The sequence below is a fragment of the Pseudarthrobacter sp. C1 genome (genome assembly GCF_034720455.1).
Classification (GTDB): Bacteria; Actinomycetota; Actinomycetes; order Actinomycetales; family Micrococcaceae; genus Arthrobacter.
The window spans coordinates 133774-148869 of sequence record NZ_JAYESK010000006.1; the positions used below are offsets into that span (position 1 = coordinate 133774).

Genomic DNA, 15096 nt, shown 5'->3' on the forward strand with positions numbered 1-15096 from the left:
CCGAAAAAGAAGCGCCGCACTGGTCCTGGGACCAGGATCCATAGCTGATCCGTTAGTGCTGCGGCGTCACAGGGCTGCCGGTAACGGCAACAGCACCTTGCGACAACTAGCCGATCCGACGGGTGTCTACCTCGTCGTCGTCTTCTTCCAAATCATCCGCGTACTTATCCACATAAGCCGAATAGTCCGGTTCAACCGGCTCATTCGCGTAATGGCTCGTGGCACGACTGCTTGGGCCCGTCAGCTCACGCTGAAGTGCCGAGTAGTCAGTGTTCGGGGAGTAGTACTTGATATCCCGAGCCTGCTTGGTAGCTTTTGCCTTTTGACGGCCGCGCCCCATGGCGTGACCCCCTTTTGTACTTGGACCGGAGGTGGTCACCTTGGCTATCGGTGAGGCCCCGGAATGTTTGGTCAATTTGTCGTACACCTAGATTACATGCTTTCGACTGCCCCCGCTTGCCACGAACGGCCCCCGCAGGTGGTTTGCGTTACCATTCACGGCCCCGAGCCGCAGGTTTCCGGCTTTTTTCTTCGGTAGAGTCACTTGGACAACTGCTGATACAGGCCGCAGACCGGCTGCCCGCCGCGGAGAGAACGCAGGAGGATCCATCCCCGTGAACCACCAGGACGTCCCGCCGAAGCCCTCCTCGCCGCCCACGGCCGGGCTGCCCCGCGTGCCTGCCCCTGCTGCACGGCCGGTCCTGCACCCGCACATGCAACCGGAGGACGGTGCGGCGCCGAGGTCCAGGCGGGTGAGGCCGCGGACCCTATGGATAGCGTTCTTTGTGGCCGTCCTGCTGGCCGTCATCGGCTCACTGGTGTGGCTTGCCCTGTGGCTGAACTCCAACCCGGACAGCAGCACTTCCCGGGGCCAGGTTCCCGGGGTGCTGGAAACCACGGTCACGCCACCCGCAACGCCGCCGCCTCTGCCCCGCGAGGGGGTCCAGCCGGCCGACTATGCGCTGGGCGACTGCTTCAAGGACTTCGACCCCGAGTCGCTGTCCTCCACCGTGGTGCCCTGCGATGCCGGGCACTCAGCCCAGCTCGTGGCATTGTTCCGCTACCCGGAGCGCGGCTCCTATCCCGGCGCCGAGGCACTGAAGGCCAAGGCCCTGGAAGCGTGCCAGGCAGCAAGGCTGGGCCCGGCCGCCAACGACTACGACCTGAACTTCGAGCGCAGCTTCCCCAGCACCACCAGCTGGGAATCCGGCGACCGCAGGGTCGACTGCTATGTGACTGCCCCGGGCGGCAATGTGATCAACGCAAGCGTGCTGCCCTAGCGGCCAAACCGCCCTGGCAGCACGCCTGCGTTTTGCCCCCGCGGGCCTCAGTCCTTGCGGCGGACGGACAGGCCGCTGCCGCCCAACGGCGCGGACGGGAGGCCCGTTCCGGCCGCAGTGAGTTCCTCAAGGTCCGCCGCCGTGTCCACCAGCACCGTATCGCCGTCGCTGATCTCACCGGCGAGGATGGCTTTCGCCAGCCTGTCGCCGATTTCCCGCTGCACCAGGCGGCGGAGCGGCCGGGCGCCGTAGGCGGGGTCGAACCCGGAGATGGCGAGCCAGGCCCGGGCACCATCAGTGACTTCGAGGGTCAGGCGGCGCTCATGGAGCCGGCGTCCGAGTTCGTCCACATGCAGCTCAACGATGCGCGCCAGCTCCTCCACGGTCAGTGCATCGAACAGCACAACCTCGTCCAGCCGGTTCAGGAACTCGGGCTTGAAGGATGCGTTGACGGTGGCCATGACGGCGTTCCGCTTGGCTTCGGCGTCCAGGGACTGGTCCACCAGGAACTGGCTGCCCAGGTTGGAGGTCAGCACCAGGATCACATTGCGAAAGTCCACCGTGCGGCCCTGCCCGTCGGTGAGGCGGCCGTCGTCGAGCACCTGCAGGAGGATGTCGAACACCTCCGGGTGCGCCTTCTCCACTTCGTCCAGCAGCACCACTGAGTAGGGACGACGGCGGACGGCCTCGGTCAGCTGCCCGCCTTCCTCGTAGCCCACGTATCCCGGAGGCGCCCCCACCAGGCGGGCCACGGAATGCTTCTCGCCGTACTCGGACATGTCGATCCGCACCATGGCGCGTTCGTCGTCGAACAGGAAATCAGCCAGCGCCTTGGCCAGCTCGGTCTTGCCCACGCCGGTGGGTCCCAGGAAAAGGAACGAACCCGTGGGGCGGTTGGGATCGCTGATCCCGGCACGCGCGCGCCGGACGGCGTCGGAGACCGCCGCGACGGCCTTCGACTGGCCGATGAGCCGCTTCCCGAGCTCCGCCTCCATGTGCAGCAGCTTCTGGCTCTCGCCCTGCAGCATGCGGCCGGCGGGAATGCCGGTCCAGGCGGAGATGACCTCCGCGATGTCCTCAGCTGTCACTTCCTCGGCCACCATCTGGGCGGGTTTGTCCACCACGGCGGCTTCCGCTTCCGCAGCAGCGTTCAGCTCGCGTTCGAGCGCCGGGATTTCCCCATAGAGAATCCGTGAAGCAGTCTCCAGGTCACCCTCGCGCTGGGCCTTGTCCGCGGCCGAGCGCAGTTCGTCGAGCTTGGCTTTAAGGTCGCCCACCCGGTTGAGTCCCGCCTTCTCGGCCTCCCACCGGGCGTTGAGCGCGGAGAGTTCCTCTTCCTTGTCAGCCTTGTCGGCGCGGAGCGCCGCCAGCCGCTCCACCGAGGCCGGGTCCGATTCCCCGATCAGGGCGAGCTCCTCCATGGTGAGCCGGTCCACCTGGCGCCGCAGCTGGTCTATTTCCTCAGGCGCCGAGTCGATCTCCATCCGGAGGCGGGACGCGGCCTCGTCCACCAGGTCGATGGCTTTGTCCGGCAGCTGGCGCCCCGAAATGTAGCGGTTCGACAGCGTGGCTGCCGCCACGAGGGCGGAGTCGGCGATGGACACCTTGTGGTGGGCCTCGTAGCGCTCCTTGAGGCCGCGGAGGATGCCGATGGTGTCCTCCACGCTGGGTTCGCCGACGTACACCTGCTGGAAGCGGCGCTCAAGGGCGGCGTCCTTCTCGATGTTTTCGCGGTACTCGTCCAGGGTGGTCGCGCCGATCAGCCGCAGCTCGCCGCGGGCCAGCATGGGCTTGAGCATGTTGCCGGCATCCATCGAGGAATCACCAGTGGCCCCCGCCCCCACGACCGTGTGGATTTCATCGATGAAGGTCACGACCTGGCCCTCGGAGCCCTTGATCTCTTCAAGGACCGCCTTCAGCCGCTCCTCGAACTCCCCGCGGTACTTGGCGCCCGCCACCATGGAGCCCAGGTCCAGGGAGATGAGGGTCTTGCCGCGCAGGCTTTCGGGCACGTCGCCCGCCACCATCCGCTGCGCCAGCCCTTCCACCACGGCGGTCTTGCCCACTCCCGGTTCGCCGATGAGCACCGGATTGTTCTTGGTCCGCCGGGACAGGACCTGGATGACCCGCCGAATTTCGGAATCCCGGCCAATCACAGGGTCCAGCTTGCCGGCCCGGGCCATTCCGGTAAGGTCCGTGCCGTACTTCTCAAGCGCCTGGAAGGTGTTTTCCGGGTCCGGGCTGTCCACCTTGCGGTCGCCGCGGACACCCGGCAGGGCGGCGAGCAGCGCCTCATGGGAGGCGCCGGCGTCGCGCAGCAGGCGGGCCGCGGCATCATTGCCCGCGGAGAGCCCGAGCAGGAGCACCTCGGTGGAGACGAACGTATCGCCCAGCCGGTCGGCTTCGTTCTTGGCGTTCTGGATGGCCTGCAGGGCGGGCCGGGAGAGCTGGGCCTGCTGGCTGGAGCCGCCGGAGGTGGCCGGCAGGGCCTTGATGGCGCTGCTTGCCTGGACGCTGACCGAGTCCGGATCGGCGCCGGTGGCGCGCAGCAGCGCCACGGCGACTCCTTCGCGCTGGTCCATCAGGGCCTTGAGCAGGTGCGCGGGCTCCACCTGGGGGTTTCCGGCCGTGGAGGCGTTCATGGCCGCAGCCGACAGAGCCTCCTGGCTCTTGGTGGTGAATTTGACGTCCAAAGAGAGCTCCTTCCGGGGGCAGTTTTCCTAAGTTGAGTGTACTACGCTCAACTTTCCTTTGGGGATTCTTTTCCGGGACTGTTTGCCTACAGCGAAACAGCTCAAGGGCCGCGGCGGAAGGGGCAATCGACCCTATCTGCCTCCATCGCTGCTGTTCACATCCGCCGCCGCGCACTCTACTATCGGCCTGTGGCCGGGGGCAGCGTGCCGCCGGGGCAGTCAAGAGGGGACAATCCGTGAAAAAGTACGTGGTTCTTTACGTCGCACAGCAGTCAGCCCAGGCCCAGATGGCGGAAAGCTCGCCGGAAGCCGCGCAGGAGGGCATGAAAGCCTGGATGGAATGGGCCGGCCGCGCCGGTGACGGCATCGTGGACATGGGGAGTCCGCTGGGTGCCGGAACGGAAATCACCGCAACAGGGGCCGCTGAAGCCCCTGCGGGGGTGGCAGGCTACGGGATCATCCAGGCCGACGATCTTGCCGGTGCCAAGGCGCTGCTGAACGGCCATCCGCACCTGATGATGCCCGGGGCCAGCATCCAGGTCTACGAAACCCTGGACCTGCCCGGCATGTAAGGGCGGCGCACAGTTTCCTCCTACAACGGGTAGACCGAAACCGCTGTCGCCTTCACCACGAAGTGCACCGGCAAGCCGGGAACCAGGCCGAGGTCCGCCGAGGCCGCGGGAGTGATGTCCGCCGCGAGGCTTCCCGCCCTGACCCGGATGAAGTCGCCATGCGGTTCAAGATCGGTGATGGCCACCTCGAAGGAATTCCGCGGGCTTCCGTGGGCATCGGTGAGGAACACCGAAACGGACGACGGCGGGAACACGGCCACAGCTGCCTGTCCCGGGGGGATGGGGTCCTCGCAGTGTCCGGCTATGTGCCGGCCCCGGCTGGTCAGGATGCCGTCACCGGCGAGCGTCCCGGGAACAAAGTTGAGCCCTGCCAGCCCGGCCGCGAAGGCGCTGCGGGGCCGTTGCAGCACCTGCCGCGTGGGGCCCTCCTCTGCGATGCCCCCGTTTTCAAGGATCACCACCCGGTCCGCCAGCATCAGCGCGTCCAGGACATCGTGGGTGATGATGAGGGCCGGCCGGTCCGCGAGGACATGTTTGAGCAGCCGCCGCAGCAGCGGGGCCGAGTGGATGTCCAGCGCGGCCATCGGTTCATCGAGGAGGAGGAGGCCGGGATCCGCGGCGAGCGCCCGGGCCACGGCAACGCGCTGGGCCTGCCCGCCCGAAAGCTCCCCGGGACGGCGTGCCGCAAGGCCTTCAGCCTCCACCTGTGCCAGCCACTGCAACGCCCTGGCCCTGGCCACGGGCCTGGGCGCGCCCGCGCTGCGCGGACCGAAGGCCACGTTGTCCGCGGCGTTGAGATGCGGGAAAAGCAGCGGTTCCTGCGCCAGCAGCGCCGTCCCCCGGCGGTGGGGCGGGGTCCACTGGTTCCGTCCGTCCCCCACATGGAACAGGGTCCGGCCGTTCAGCTCGGCCCGTCCGCTGTCCGGCCGCAGCAGCCCCGCAATGACGGAGAACAGCGTCGACTTGCCGGCACCGTTAGGTCCCATCACCGCCACGGTTTCAGCGGACCCCACGGAGAAGGCGACGTCGAAACCGCGCTCCGCCACGGCTGCCTGGAACGAGAACGTCACGGAACATCCCCGCCCGCCGCGGGAGCCGGCGTCGTCCGCTCTCCGGACAACCGGAGGGCTGGCGGCCTGCCCGTGGGGCGCCGGTAGGCAAGTGCCACCACGGCGACTGCCACGGCCACCAGCACCAGGGAAAGCGCGACGGCGGCGTCGGGGTCCGTCTCCCGCTGCAGGTAGATCTCCAGCGGCAGCGTCCGGGTAACCCCCTGGAGGCTGCCGGCGAACGTGAGGGTGGCACCGAATTCGCCCAGGCTCCTGGCGAAGGCAAGGACCGCGCCGGAGGCCAGGCCGGGCAGGACCAGCGGCAGCGTGACGCGGCGGAAAACGGTCCCGGGCGATGCACCGAGCGTCGCTGCCACCGCCTCGTACCTGTGTCCGCCGGTGCGCAGCGCGCCTTCCAGGCTGACCACCAGGAACGGCAAGGCCACGAAGGTCTGGGCCAGGACCACGGCCGTGGTGGAAAACGCGATCTGCAGCCCCAGCACCTCAATCGCGCCGCCCAGGAGGCCCTGCCGGCCGAAGGTGTACAGGAGGGCGATGCCGCCCACCACGGGCGGCAGGACCAGCGGGAGCAGCACCAGCGCGCGCAGGAGCCCCAGCAGCGGGAGCGCGCCGCGGGCAAGGACCACCGCCAGCGGCACGCCGAGCACGACGCACAGGGCAGTGCTGGCCGCCGAGGTCCGCAGGCTCAGGCCCAGCGCCGCAAGGGCGGACTCGGAGGTGACCAGCGGAAGGAAGTTGGCCCAGTTGACGCGCGCCACGATGGCCGCCAGCGGCAGGACCACCACCGTGGCTGCCAGGACTGCCAGCGCGTACAGCCAGCGGGGGATGCCCGTATACGCCTGATGCCCGCCTCCCCTTTGCCGCCGGTTGGCCTGCTGCCGGCCGGACGGCTGCCGGCTGGACTGCCTGCCGGTCACGTGCTGCCCATCATCTGCTGCCCGCTGCCGGCCCAAACCCGGCGGCTGCGAGGACTTTCCTGCCTTCGGGGCCTGCCACAAGCCCCAGGAACTTTGCGGCAGCGGTCTTGTTGCGGCTGCCGGCAAGCGTTGCGATGGGGTAGGTGTTCACCGCTGCGGCCGACTCGGGAAAGGGAACGCTGTCCACTTTGCCGCCGGCCGCCCGGACGTCGGTGACATAGACGAGTCCGGCGTCAGCCTCTCCCGAGCTGACTTTGCCCAGGACATCGGCCACGGAGTTTTCCTCGCTGACCGGGCTGAGGTCCGTCCCCGTCTGCTGTTCGACGGCGGCCGCGGCGGCCCCGCAGGGCACCTGGCGGGCGCACATCACAAGCTTCGTTCCGCTCCTGGCCAGGTCGGCGAAGGATCCGATTCCTGCCGGGTTCCCTGCCGGGACGGCGATGGCCAGGGTATTGGTGGCAAAGTCCCGCGGTTGGCCGTCCACCAGGCCGGCGTCCTTCAGCCTGGCCATGTTGCCGGTGTCCGCCGAGGCGAACACGTCCGCGGGAGCGCCCTGGCTGATCTGGGTGGACAGGTCCGACGAACCGGCAAAGCTGAGGGTGACGCCGGTTCCGGGGTTCTCCTTTTCGAACCGTGCCGCGAGCTCGGTAAAACTGGCTTTAAGGGAAGCAGCGGCGAAAACGGTCAGTGTTTCCCGGCTGGTTCCCTGGGCGGCGTTGCCGCCGTCGCCGGCAGCGCCGGTGCCGGCACAACCGGCGAGCAGGGCCGCCAGCAGGATTGCCGCCAGCAGGGCTCCGGCCCGCCGAACCGGCGTCACGCGGCTCCCTTTCCCTGCGGGGTTTCGATGATGACCGTGGTGGCTTTGACCACGGCGGTGGCCACGGAGCCAAGTTCCAGTCCCAGTTCCTTGACGGCCTCGCTGCTCATCAGGGACACCACGCGGAAGGGCCCGCACTGCAGCTCCACCTGGGCCATCACACTGTCCGCCTTGATGCCGGTGACGAGGCCCACGAAGCGGTTGCGGGCCGAACTGCCCGTGCGGTGCGGATCGGCCGGAAGCTGCGCCAGCTTCTGTGCGTGCCGCGCCAGTTCCAGGCCGTCCACGGCGAGCCGGCCCGCGTCGTCCTTCCGCGGCGTCAGGCTCCCGTTCTCGGTCCATCGCCGGACGGTATCGTCACTGACGCCCAGGAAACGGGCGGCCTCCGAAACGCGGATAGTAGGCATAGCGCCACTCTAATACGCATTTGCGGATTCGAGAGCCCGTGGGGGCCGCATTTCAGGATTTCGTCCTCCTGGAAGGAGCAACCGGCTCGCGCAGCTGCGCAGCACTAGACTTCCCCCATGGTCCTCTACATCGATCCGCCCCTCTGGCCTGCGCACGGAACGCACTTTTCGCACCTCATTTCCGACGAATCTTTGGCGGAACTGCACGCGTTTGCGGCTGCGGCGGGTGTCCCCGAACGGGCCTTTGACGGGGACCACTACGACGTTCCGGAGCGCCGCTTCGATGACCTCGTGGCGGCCGGCGCCGTTCCCGTGGAAGGGCGGATCCTGGTCCGCAGGCTCATTGCCAGCGGCCTGCGCATTCCTGCCCGGCAACGGAACAAGTCGCTCAAGGTGCCGCTGCTGAACCGCTGGAACTCGATCATGCCCGGCCATGACGCCCTCTTCCTGGACCTCCTGGACCGGTGGAGCGAGGACCACCGCCACTATCACGGCTGCACGCACCTGCTGGCGGTACTCGAAGCCCTCGACCTTCTCACCGATCCCGACGACCCGCCGCGGACAGTCCTGCTGGCGGCCTGGTTCCACGACGCCGTCTACCGCGGCATAGCCGGCCAGGATGAAGAGGAGTCCGCGCGCCTCGCCGAGGAGCGCCTGCACGGTGCCGGCCTTCCGGAAGCGGAGGCTGCCGAGGTGGCACGGCTTGTCCGGCTGACATCCGACCACTGCCCGGAAGAGGGAGACGGCGACGGCGCCCTCCTGTGCGATGCCGACCTGTCCGTCCTGGGCGGGGACCCGGAGGAATACGCCAGGTACGTTGCTGCCGTCCGCAAGGATTACGCGCACATCGGCGACGCCGACTTCGCGGCCGGGCGCGCCGCCGTCGTGCGCCATCTGCTGGAACTGGAGCCGCTGTTCCACAGCGGCAGGGCAAGGGAGCTGTGGCTGGCTGCCGCGCACCGCAATTTGAAGGGCGAACTGGCGTGAACGCACCCACCTCGAATTCCCGCCACACGTTCACTGCAAGTGCCGCGCACCGGCAACTGCCCTACGCGGTCCGGGTGGAGTGGGGGCTCGACGGCGGGAGCACCGTAACGTCCGGCGCGGACCTTGCCGTGGTGGTTGACGTCCTCTCCTTCAGCACCTGCGTAAGCGTCGCCCTGGACCGGGGCGCCGCGGTCCTTCCTTTTCCCTGGAAGGACACCGGCGCGGAGGATTTCGCTGCCCGCCACCGAGCCCTGCTGGCCGGGCCCAGGGACGGGGGCGGGCTCAGCCTCTCCCCCGCAAGCCTTAGGGCTGCCGGTTCCCTGGAGCGGGTGGTCCTGCCGTCCCCCAACGGTTCCGCGCTCTGCCACGAACTGGCGCGCACAGTTCCGTTGCTGGCCACCGTGTGCCTCCGGAATGCCGCAGCCACCGCGGACTGGGTGGCAGCCAACCTCCCGGAAGATGCAGTGATCGCAGTGGTTGCGGCCGGCGAACGCTGGCCGGACGGCACCCTCCGGCCGGCCGTGGAGGACCAGATTGGGGCGGGGGCATTCATCGCGGGCCTGGTGGCCGCCGGCAAGGGCGGCTACGAGGCCGAAGACGGCAGGCACGGATACTCGCCGGAGGCTGTGGCTGCGATGGCCGTCTTTGAAGCCGCCGAGCCCCGGCTCCGGGAGATGCTGCGTGGCTGCTCGAGCGGCCGTGAGCTGACCGGGGCGGGCTACGGTGCCGACGTCGATATCGCCGCGGAACTGGACGACAGCGACGCCGTGGCCATCATGGCGGACGGGGCGTTCAGCCCCCGCTGACGTTGCCTGTGTTCCGCGCCGTTCCGCCCTGGCGTCCTAGCGGTAGGAGGACACGAAGGGCTGGGTGGTGGGCACAATCTGCTTGCCCAGCGGCATCAGGGACACCGGGATGAGCTTCAGGTTTGCGATGGCCAGCGGGATGCCAATGATGGTCACTGCCATCGCAAAGGCCGTGACCACGTGTCCAATGGCGATCCAGATGCCTGCCACCAGCAGCCAGATGACGTTGCCCAGCAGCGAGAACACGCCCGCACCGCCGGGTTTGTCCACCACCGTCCGGCCGAAGGGCCAGAGCGTGTACGCAGCGATCCGGAACGACGCGATGCCCCAGGGAATGGTGATGACCAGCAGGCAGCAGATGACCCCCGCGAAGAAATAACCCAGCGCGAGCCAGAAACCGCCGAAAACCAGCCAGATGATGTTGAGCAGTGCCTTCATCCCTCCATTGTGCCCCGGGGGCCGGGGCAGCGGGATGGGGGCCTGCCCTGACCGGCCCCTGAATCCGCGGCTAGACCGAAGCAGCAGCTCCCTTGGCCGCCTGCACGAAGGCGCTGACCTTGGCCAGGTCCTTGACGCCGCGGGACGACTCAACACCGGAGGAAACATCGACGCCCCAAGCGTGCGCCGCGGCGGCGGCCTGCGCAACATTGGCGGCGTCCAGCCCGCCTGCCAGCAGCCATTTACGTTCCTGCAGCACGGGGATTTCGGCCACGGACGCATAGTCCCAGGCCTCGCCGGAGCCGGGGACGGCGGCGTCGATCAGGAGCAGGTCTTCCCCCCAGTCCTCCAGCTCCTCGGCTGCGGCACCCATGGTGACGGCCCTGACCAGCTTCATGCCGGCGTCGTGCACTGTGGCCACGTCCCCGCGCGAGCGCCGGCCGTGCAGCTGGATCCACTCCAGCCCGGCTGCACGGGCGATGGCGACGGCGTCGGCAACCGGCTCGTCACGGAACACGCCGATGGGCGTAACCCCGGCCGGCACTTCGGCCAGCAGCGCGGAGGCCTGGGAGGGCGAGACCACGCGGGGACTGGCCGTGAGGACGAAACCCACCGCGTCGGCCCCTGCCTCCGCGGCAGCGCGGATGGATTCCGGCGTGCTGAGGCCACACACTTTGACGAACATTCCCGGCTCCTTAGGCTGTTTTCGTGTTGTCCCCCCGCAGGAGAGTAGCAGGGATGGATGGGAGCTGCCGATACCGGCAGGCAGGCCAACTAGGCTGGGCTGATGGAGATCATCCGCTTCGCAGACCGCAAGCCCCAGCCCTGGCGCAACGGCGGCGGGGTCACGCGCCAGATCGCCGGCCATCCCGACGCCGCCTCCCTCCAGGACGCCGGGTGGGACTGGCGGGTCAGCATCGCCGAGGTCACCAAAGCCGGGGACTTCTCGCCGTTCCCTGGCATGGAGCGGGTACTGACGGTGGTCGAGGGCGAACTCCTGCTCCTGACCGTGGACGGCGCTGAGCATCCCCTGGAGAAGTACCGTCCGTTCCGTTTTCCCGGCGGGGCCGCCACCTCCTGCGCCCTTCCCACTGGAGATGTCAGGAACCTCAACGTCATTACCCGGGCCGGCAGCTTCAAGGGTTTCACGTCCATCATTGAGATTTCGAAGAAACGCGCCCACCCGCTGTTTGCCGGCCAGTTGGGGATCCTGTTGCAGGGCCAGGCCACAGCCTCGGACGCAAGCCATGAACCCGAGGCCCTGGGCCGCTACGACGCCGTGGTGGGCTCGGACAGCGCGTCCCCGGAGATCCTGGGCCGCGGCTTCCTTGCCGTCGTGTCCATCGACCAGGTCACTGGCTCAGACTGAACGAGCCCACCTGCACAACAGTGCTGCTCCGGCGGGCCTCCTCTGCGGCGAAAACGGCTGCATGGCTGACCAGGGACTCCTCCAGTCCAGACACCACCGCCGACCAGTCACCGGTGGCCAGCGCAGCCACCCAGGCCTGCACCAGGCCGCGGTCGCCGCCCTCGTGCTTTTCCCCCTGGACCCGCGGCGCGGCAGCGGGGACCGGGTGGACAGTGGTTGTCCCGGTCAGGAAATCGAAGACTGAGATGGCTTCGGCTTCCACGTCGATCTCCCCGTGGCTGCCGAAGATCCGGGTGCGCCGCGGGCCGACGGCGGTGAAGGCCGTGGCCGTGAAGGCGGCAGTTGTGCCGTTTTCGTATTCAATGTTCACCACCTGGTGGTCCACAACGTCGTTGTCCGAAAAATAGACGCAGCGGCCATAGGGGCCGGTTGCCAGGGCGTGCAGCAGCGACTCTGGCGTGCCGCCCGGATCCACCACGTCCGCGAAGTATGCCCTCGCGGGGTCAGCCTTAGCCCCGTTCAAGGGGCGGCCCGCGCCATAGATTTTCAGCGCGGAATAGGGGCAGCGGGGCTCGGCGGGGCAGTCGATGCAGCGGCGGGCCGCACCCTCCGGCGCCCCTTCGGGGCGGAAATGGGCCAGCGTTCCGAAGGACGACACCTTCAGTGGCCTGCTCCCGATGATGAAGGACAGCCAGTCGACGTCGTGCGTGCACTTGGCAAGGAGGAACGGGCTCGAGTCTTCCTCCCGGCGCCAGTTTCCGCGGACGTACGAATGCGCGAAATGCCAGAAGCCCACGGGCTCCAGGTGTTGGACGGAGATGATCCGGCCCACCGCCCCTCCCAACAGCAACTGCCTGAGGAGAGCTGTCAGCGGGGTGTAGCGCAACACGTGGCAGACAGTCGCGGTGGCGCCGCTTTCACGGCCCAGGCGTTCCAGTTCTGCGCAACCGGCGGGGTCGACGGCGACGGGCTTCTCCAGGAGGATGGGGTAGCCGTGGGCTGCGGCCGCCGCGAACGGACCCCCGTGCTCCCGGTCAGGCGTGGCGATGATGATGCCGTCGGCCGGCAGGCGGTTCTTGAGCATTGCCTGCCAGTCCTCGAATACGCCTTCCGCCGGCACTTTCAATTCGGCCGCCAGGCGGTTGCGCAGCAGCGGGCGCGGCTCGGCCAGGCCCGCAATGACGGCCTGTCCCGTGGCAACGGCGAGCCGGGCATAGGCTGCGCCCCTCGCGCCTGCACCTGCGATGAGGAGCCGCACCGGGTGCCCTTGCGCCGGCACGGCGCCCACTGATCAACCGTTCCCGGGATCGGCAAGCCATTCCAGCGCCACGGCGGCTGTCCACGACTGGTCCATGCTGCCCAGCGGTTCGCCGGTGAAGGGTTCGTAGTACTCACCGAAGTGGCCCTCCATCAGCTGGGCGAGGGAGGCCTCCCGCAGCTGGCGGTAGCGCTTCTCGTCGCCGCGCCTCCGCAGGCAGTGGGCCAGGTACCAGTTCATCACGGGCCATACGGGTCCGCGCCAGTACTGGCGGGGCTTCAGCCCTTCGTAGGTGGTGGACGTGGAAGCCGGCAGCGGGAAGGCCAGGCGGGGGTCGCCCGTCCAGTCCGGCCCTTCGAAGACTTCCAGTTGCCGGTCGAGGAGGGCCTGGCCATTGGTGGAAATAAGGGGCGCGAATCCGGCCATGGTGGGAGGTCCGATCCACTCCCCGGTCAGCACGTCCCGGTCGCGGGCGAGTCCGGTCCTGCCATCCACCGTCGCGTCGACGCCGTCGCGGAATTCCCGGGCCCATTCCCGCAACCGGGGCGCCTCCTCCGGCAGTCCGAACTGTTCCGCCAGCACGGCCAGGTCCTCGTTGGCCGCGGCGTAGATCGCGGACATAAAAACGTCCTTGACCTGGAAGGCCATTACCCGGGGCAACTGCGCGTCGTCGAACCGCACGTCTGCCATCTGTTGCACCAGCCAAAGGTAGCGGCTGTACTCCTCGTCGCTGGGGCGCTGGCTATGGTCCTTGACCTTCTGCGTGTCCGTGCGGACGAACGGCTCCATCTCCCCCGGTTTGACCCTGGAATACGGGCCGTCGAAACGGGGGGAGTTGTCCATCCCGGACTCCCAGCCGTGGTAAATGGTCAGCAGGCCCGAGCCGTCCCCGCCGCGGGCGCTCCGCAGCCAGGCGTGCCAGTCGATCCATCCCGGCAGCGTCCGCCGGGTGAATTCATCGGCGAGCCTGGCATCCTCGCCGCCCGCCGCCGTCGCCCTTTCCACGATACGGCGCAGCATGGTGGCATGCACCGGCGGCTGGCAGATGCCGCTGGACTGCACACCCTCCGGCGAGGCCCCGCGGGTCCCCCACCGCTCGACGTCGGGGAAGTAGCCGGGGACGTCCGAGAAGACGATGTGCGGGATCATCCCGCTCTTCCACTGGGCGGCCAGCAGGTAGTCGAGCTCCCGGAGGGCCCGTTCGACGCTCACGGTCGAAAGTCCGGCGGCGACGAACGCGGCGTCCCAGCTCCACATGTGCGGATACAGGTTCGGTGCAGCCGTCACCATGGTGCCGAGGTCGTTGGCTGCCAGGACGTCCCTGGCACGGCGCCCGAGCTCCTCGAGGTCCCTGATCGGATACGTGTCCGGGCTCATGCCGTGAGCCCGAGCTGGGTTTCCGTGTCGAAGAACCGGATAGTTGCCTGGTCGAACCTCAGGCCAACCTTCTCCCCCGGGGAAACCCGTACGGTGGAGGCAACCTGGACCTTGATGGTCTGTCCGCCCAGGTCCACGGTCAGCAGCGTTGCGTGGCCAAGCGGTTCCACCACTTCCACGGTCGCGCCAAGGGTCCCCGGGGCTCCCCGCTGCTCAATGTAGATGTTTTCCGCGCGGATCCCGACCATCACGGGAAGGCCGCCGGACCGGGCCGCAGAGCGGGCCAGGAATTCAGGCGCCTCGGTGCTTTGGCCGGCGACTTCCAGGGCGCCCTGCTGCGTCACGCGGCCCTCGAGGAAGTTCATCGGCGGCGAGCCGATGAATCCCCCGACGAAGCGGTCAGCCGGCTCCTCGTAGACGGTGATGGGATGCCCCAGCTGGGCTATCTGCCCTTTCTTCATCACGGCCACCCGGTCTGAAAGGCTCATCGCTTCCACCTGGTCGTGGGTCACGTAAAGCGTGGTGGAACCCAACTGCTGGACGATCTTTTTCAGTTCCGCCCGGAAGTCGAGCCGCAGGAGGGCGTCCAGGTTGGACAGGGGCTCGTCCATGAGCAGCACGTCCGCGTCCATGACGATGGCCCTGGCGACGGCGACGCGCTGGCGCTGCCCGCCCGAGAGCTGGGCAGGGTAGCGGTCCAGGTAGGGGGTGAGCTGGAGCAGGTCGGCCGCCCAGGCGACCTTCTTCTCGAGTTCATCCCTGGGCACCTTCTTCATCACCAGGCCGAACCCGATGTTGGTGCGGACCTTGCGGTGCGGGAACACGGCGTAGGACTGGAACACCATGGAGAGGTTCCTGTCCTGCGGGGGCAGGTACGTTACATCCCGGCCGCCGATGGAGATGCTCCCCTCATCCGGGAAGTCCAGCCCCGCCACCATGCGCAGCAGGGTGGTCTTCCCGCAGCCGGAGGGCCCGAGAAGCACCATGAACTCACCCTCCGCAACCTCAAGGGACACGTTGTTCGTGGCCAGCTCGGTGCTGCCGGGGTAGGTCTTGTGGAGACCCTTGATGGAGATGTCAGCCATGGGACAGCCTCTCTGGAGAG

The 15096-nt window shown here is 68.2% G+C and carries 16 protein-coding genes; 5 read left to right on the forward strand and 11 right to left on the reverse strand.

Annotation, left to right across the window (positions count from 1 at the left end; all coding sequences use genetic code 11):
• Window positions 1-106: 106 nt before the first annotated feature.
• Window positions 107-340, reverse strand: a complete 234-nt coding sequence (locus tag U7114_RS12165) for a DUF3073 domain-containing protein (RefSeq protein ID WP_009359485.1) — start codon at window positions 338-340, stop codon at window positions 107-109.
• A 274-nt stretch (window positions 341-614) separates the two neighbouring features.
• Here U7114_RS12165 and U7114_RS12170 point away from each other — a divergent pair, with 274 nt between their 5' ends.
• Window positions 615-1280: a septum formation family protein gene (locus U7114_RS12170; protein WP_321214603.1), complete on the forward strand. Its 666-nt coding sequence runs from the start codon at window positions 615-617 to the stop codon at window positions 1278-1280.
• A 47-nt stretch (window positions 1281-1327) separates the two neighbouring features.
• On the opposite strand, the gene clpB is transcribed toward U7114_RS12170, so the two are convergent.
• Window positions 1328-3973, reverse strand: coding sequence for an ATP-dependent chaperone ClpB (clpB, locus tag U7114_RS12175; protein WP_323057494.1), 2646 nt, complete (start codon window positions 3971-3973; stop codon window positions 1328-1330).
• Window positions 3974-4209: 236 nt separating this feature from the next.
• On the opposite strand from clpB, the gene U7114_RS12180 reads away from it, so the two are divergent.
• Complete coding sequence (locus U7114_RS12180) at window positions 4210-4545, forward strand: hypothetical protein (protein WP_323057495.1); 336 nt, start codon at window positions 4210-4212, stop codon at window positions 4543-4545.
• 20 nt (window positions 4546-4565) lie between these two features.
• Here the strand turns inward: U7114_RS12180 and U7114_RS12185 are convergent, their stop codons facing one another.
• The 4 genes from U7114_RS12185 to U7114_RS12200 all read right to left on the reverse strand — a co-directional run bounded on the left by U7114_RS12185 (window position 4566) and on the right by U7114_RS12200 (window position 7756).
• Complete coding sequence (locus U7114_RS12185; RefSeq protein WP_323057496.1) at window positions 4566-5615, reverse strand: sulfate/molybdate ABC transporter ATP-binding protein; 1050 nt, start codon at window positions 5613-5615, stop codon at window positions 4566-4568.
• Window positions 5612-6442: an ABC transporter permease gene (locus U7114_RS12190; RefSeq protein WP_323057568.1), complete on the reverse strand. Its 831-nt coding sequence runs from the start codon at window positions 6440-6442 to the stop codon at window positions 5612-5614. The genes U7114_RS12185 and U7114_RS12190 overlap by 4 nt, the downstream gene beginning before the upstream one ends.
• Window positions 6443-6542: 100 nt before the next feature.
• On the reverse strand, window positions 6543-7349 hold the full coding sequence (modA, locus tag U7114_RS12195) for a molybdate ABC transporter substrate-binding protein (RefSeq protein WP_323057497.1): 807 nt from the start codon (window positions 7347-7349) through the stop codon (window positions 6543-6545).
• Complete coding sequence (locus U7114_RS12200; protein ID WP_157240636.1) at window positions 7346-7756, reverse strand: TOBE domain-containing protein; 411 nt, start codon at window positions 7754-7756, stop codon at window positions 7346-7348. Before U7114_RS12200 ends, modA begins: the two co-directional genes overlap by 4 nt.
• Window positions 7757-7873: 117 nt before the next feature.
• On the opposite strand from U7114_RS12200, the gene U7114_RS12205 reads away from it, so the two are divergent.
• Both U7114_RS12205 and U7114_RS12210 read left to right on the forward strand, forming a co-directional pair.
• Window positions 7874-8743: a DUF4031 domain-containing protein gene (locus tag U7114_RS12205; protein WP_323057498.1), complete on the forward strand. Its 870-nt coding sequence runs from the start codon at window positions 7874-7876 to the stop codon at window positions 8741-8743.
• Window positions 8740-9549: a 2-phosphosulfolactate phosphatase gene (locus tag U7114_RS12210; RefSeq protein WP_323057499.1), complete on the forward strand. Its 810-nt coding sequence runs from the start codon at window positions 8740-8742 to the stop codon at window positions 9547-9549. Before U7114_RS12205 ends, U7114_RS12210 begins: the two co-directional genes overlap by 4 nt.
• A gap of 36 nt (window positions 9550-9585) precedes the next feature.
• Here U7114_RS12210 and U7114_RS12215 read toward each other — a convergent pair whose 3' ends face one another.
• Window positions 9586-9987, reverse strand: a complete 402-nt coding sequence (locus U7114_RS12215) for a YccF domain-containing protein (protein WP_157240631.1) — start codon at window positions 9985-9987, stop codon at window positions 9586-9588.
• A gap of 70 nt (window positions 9988-10057) precedes the next feature.
• On the reverse strand, window positions 10058-10672 hold the full coding sequence (locus U7114_RS12220; protein ID WP_323057500.1) for a phosphoribosylanthranilate isomerase: 615 nt from the start codon (window positions 10670-10672) through the stop codon (window positions 10058-10060).
• 102 nt (window positions 10673-10774) lie between these two features.
• Between U7114_RS12220 and U7114_RS12225 the strand changes: the two genes are divergently transcribed.
• A complete protein-coding gene (locus U7114_RS12225) occupies window positions 10775-11356 on the forward strand; it encodes a HutD family protein (RefSeq protein ID WP_323057501.1) in 582 nt (193 codons plus the stop codon).
• Here U7114_RS12225 and U7114_RS12230 read toward each other — a convergent pair.
• From U7114_RS12230 to U7114_RS12240, 3 genes are read right to left on the reverse strand one after another with little or no spacing between them, the layout of a single operon-like run.
• Window positions 11340-12644, reverse strand: coding sequence for a Gfo/Idh/MocA family protein (locus tag U7114_RS12230; RefSeq protein ID WP_323057502.1), 1305 nt, complete (start codon window positions 12642-12644; stop codon window positions 11340-11342). The genes U7114_RS12225 and U7114_RS12230 overlap by 17 nt on opposite strands.
• A 3-nt stretch (window positions 12645-12647) precedes the next feature.
• Complete coding sequence (gene ggh, locus U7114_RS12235; RefSeq protein WP_323057503.1) at window positions 12648-13991, reverse strand: glucosylglycerate hydrolase; 1344 nt, start codon at window positions 13989-13991, stop codon at window positions 12648-12650.
• The gene (locus U7114_RS12240; protein WP_157240620.1) at window positions 13988-15076 is read right to left on the reverse strand and encodes an ABC transporter ATP-binding protein; all 1089 of its coding nucleotides are present in this window, start codon (window positions 15074-15076) and stop codon (window positions 13988-13990) included. The genes ggh and U7114_RS12240 overlap by 4 nt, the downstream gene beginning before the upstream one ends.
• Window positions 15077-15096 lie beyond the last annotated feature (20 nt).

Excerpts from the sequence above, each read along its gene's own strand:
- U7114_RS12240 (WP_157240620.1), bottom strand. The coding sequence starts at position 15,076 with ATGGCTGACATCTCCATCAAGGGTCTCCACAAGACCTACCCCGGCAGC.
- ggh (WP_323057503.1), bottom strand. The coding sequence starts at position 13,991 with ATGAGCCCGGACACGTATCCGATCAGGGACCTCGAGGAGCTCGGGCGC.
- U7114_RS12220 (WP_323057500.1), bottom strand. The coding sequence starts at position 10,672 with ATGTTCGTCAAAGTGTGTGGCCTCAGCACGCCGGAATCCATCCGCGCT.
- U7114_RS12225 (WP_323057501.1), top strand. The coding sequence starts at position 10,775 with ATGGAGATCATCCGCTTCGCAGACCGCAAGCCCCAGCCCTGGCGCAAC.
- U7114_RS12205 (WP_323057498.1), top strand. The coding sequence starts at position 7,874 with ATGGTCCTCTACATCGATCCGCCCCTCTGGCCTGCGCACGGAACGCAC.
- U7114_RS12215 (WP_157240631.1), bottom strand. The coding sequence starts at position 9,987 with ATGAAGGCACTGCTCAACATCATCTGGCTGGTTTTCGGCGGTTTCTGG.
- U7114_RS12200 (WP_157240636.1), bottom strand. The coding sequence starts at position 7,756 with ATGCCTACTATCCGCGTTTCGGAGGCCGCCCGTTTCCTGGGCGTCAGT.
- U7114_RS12165 (WP_009359485.1), bottom strand. The coding sequence starts at position 340 with ATGGGGCGCGGCCGTCAAAAGGCAAAAGCTACCAAGCAGGCTCGGGAT.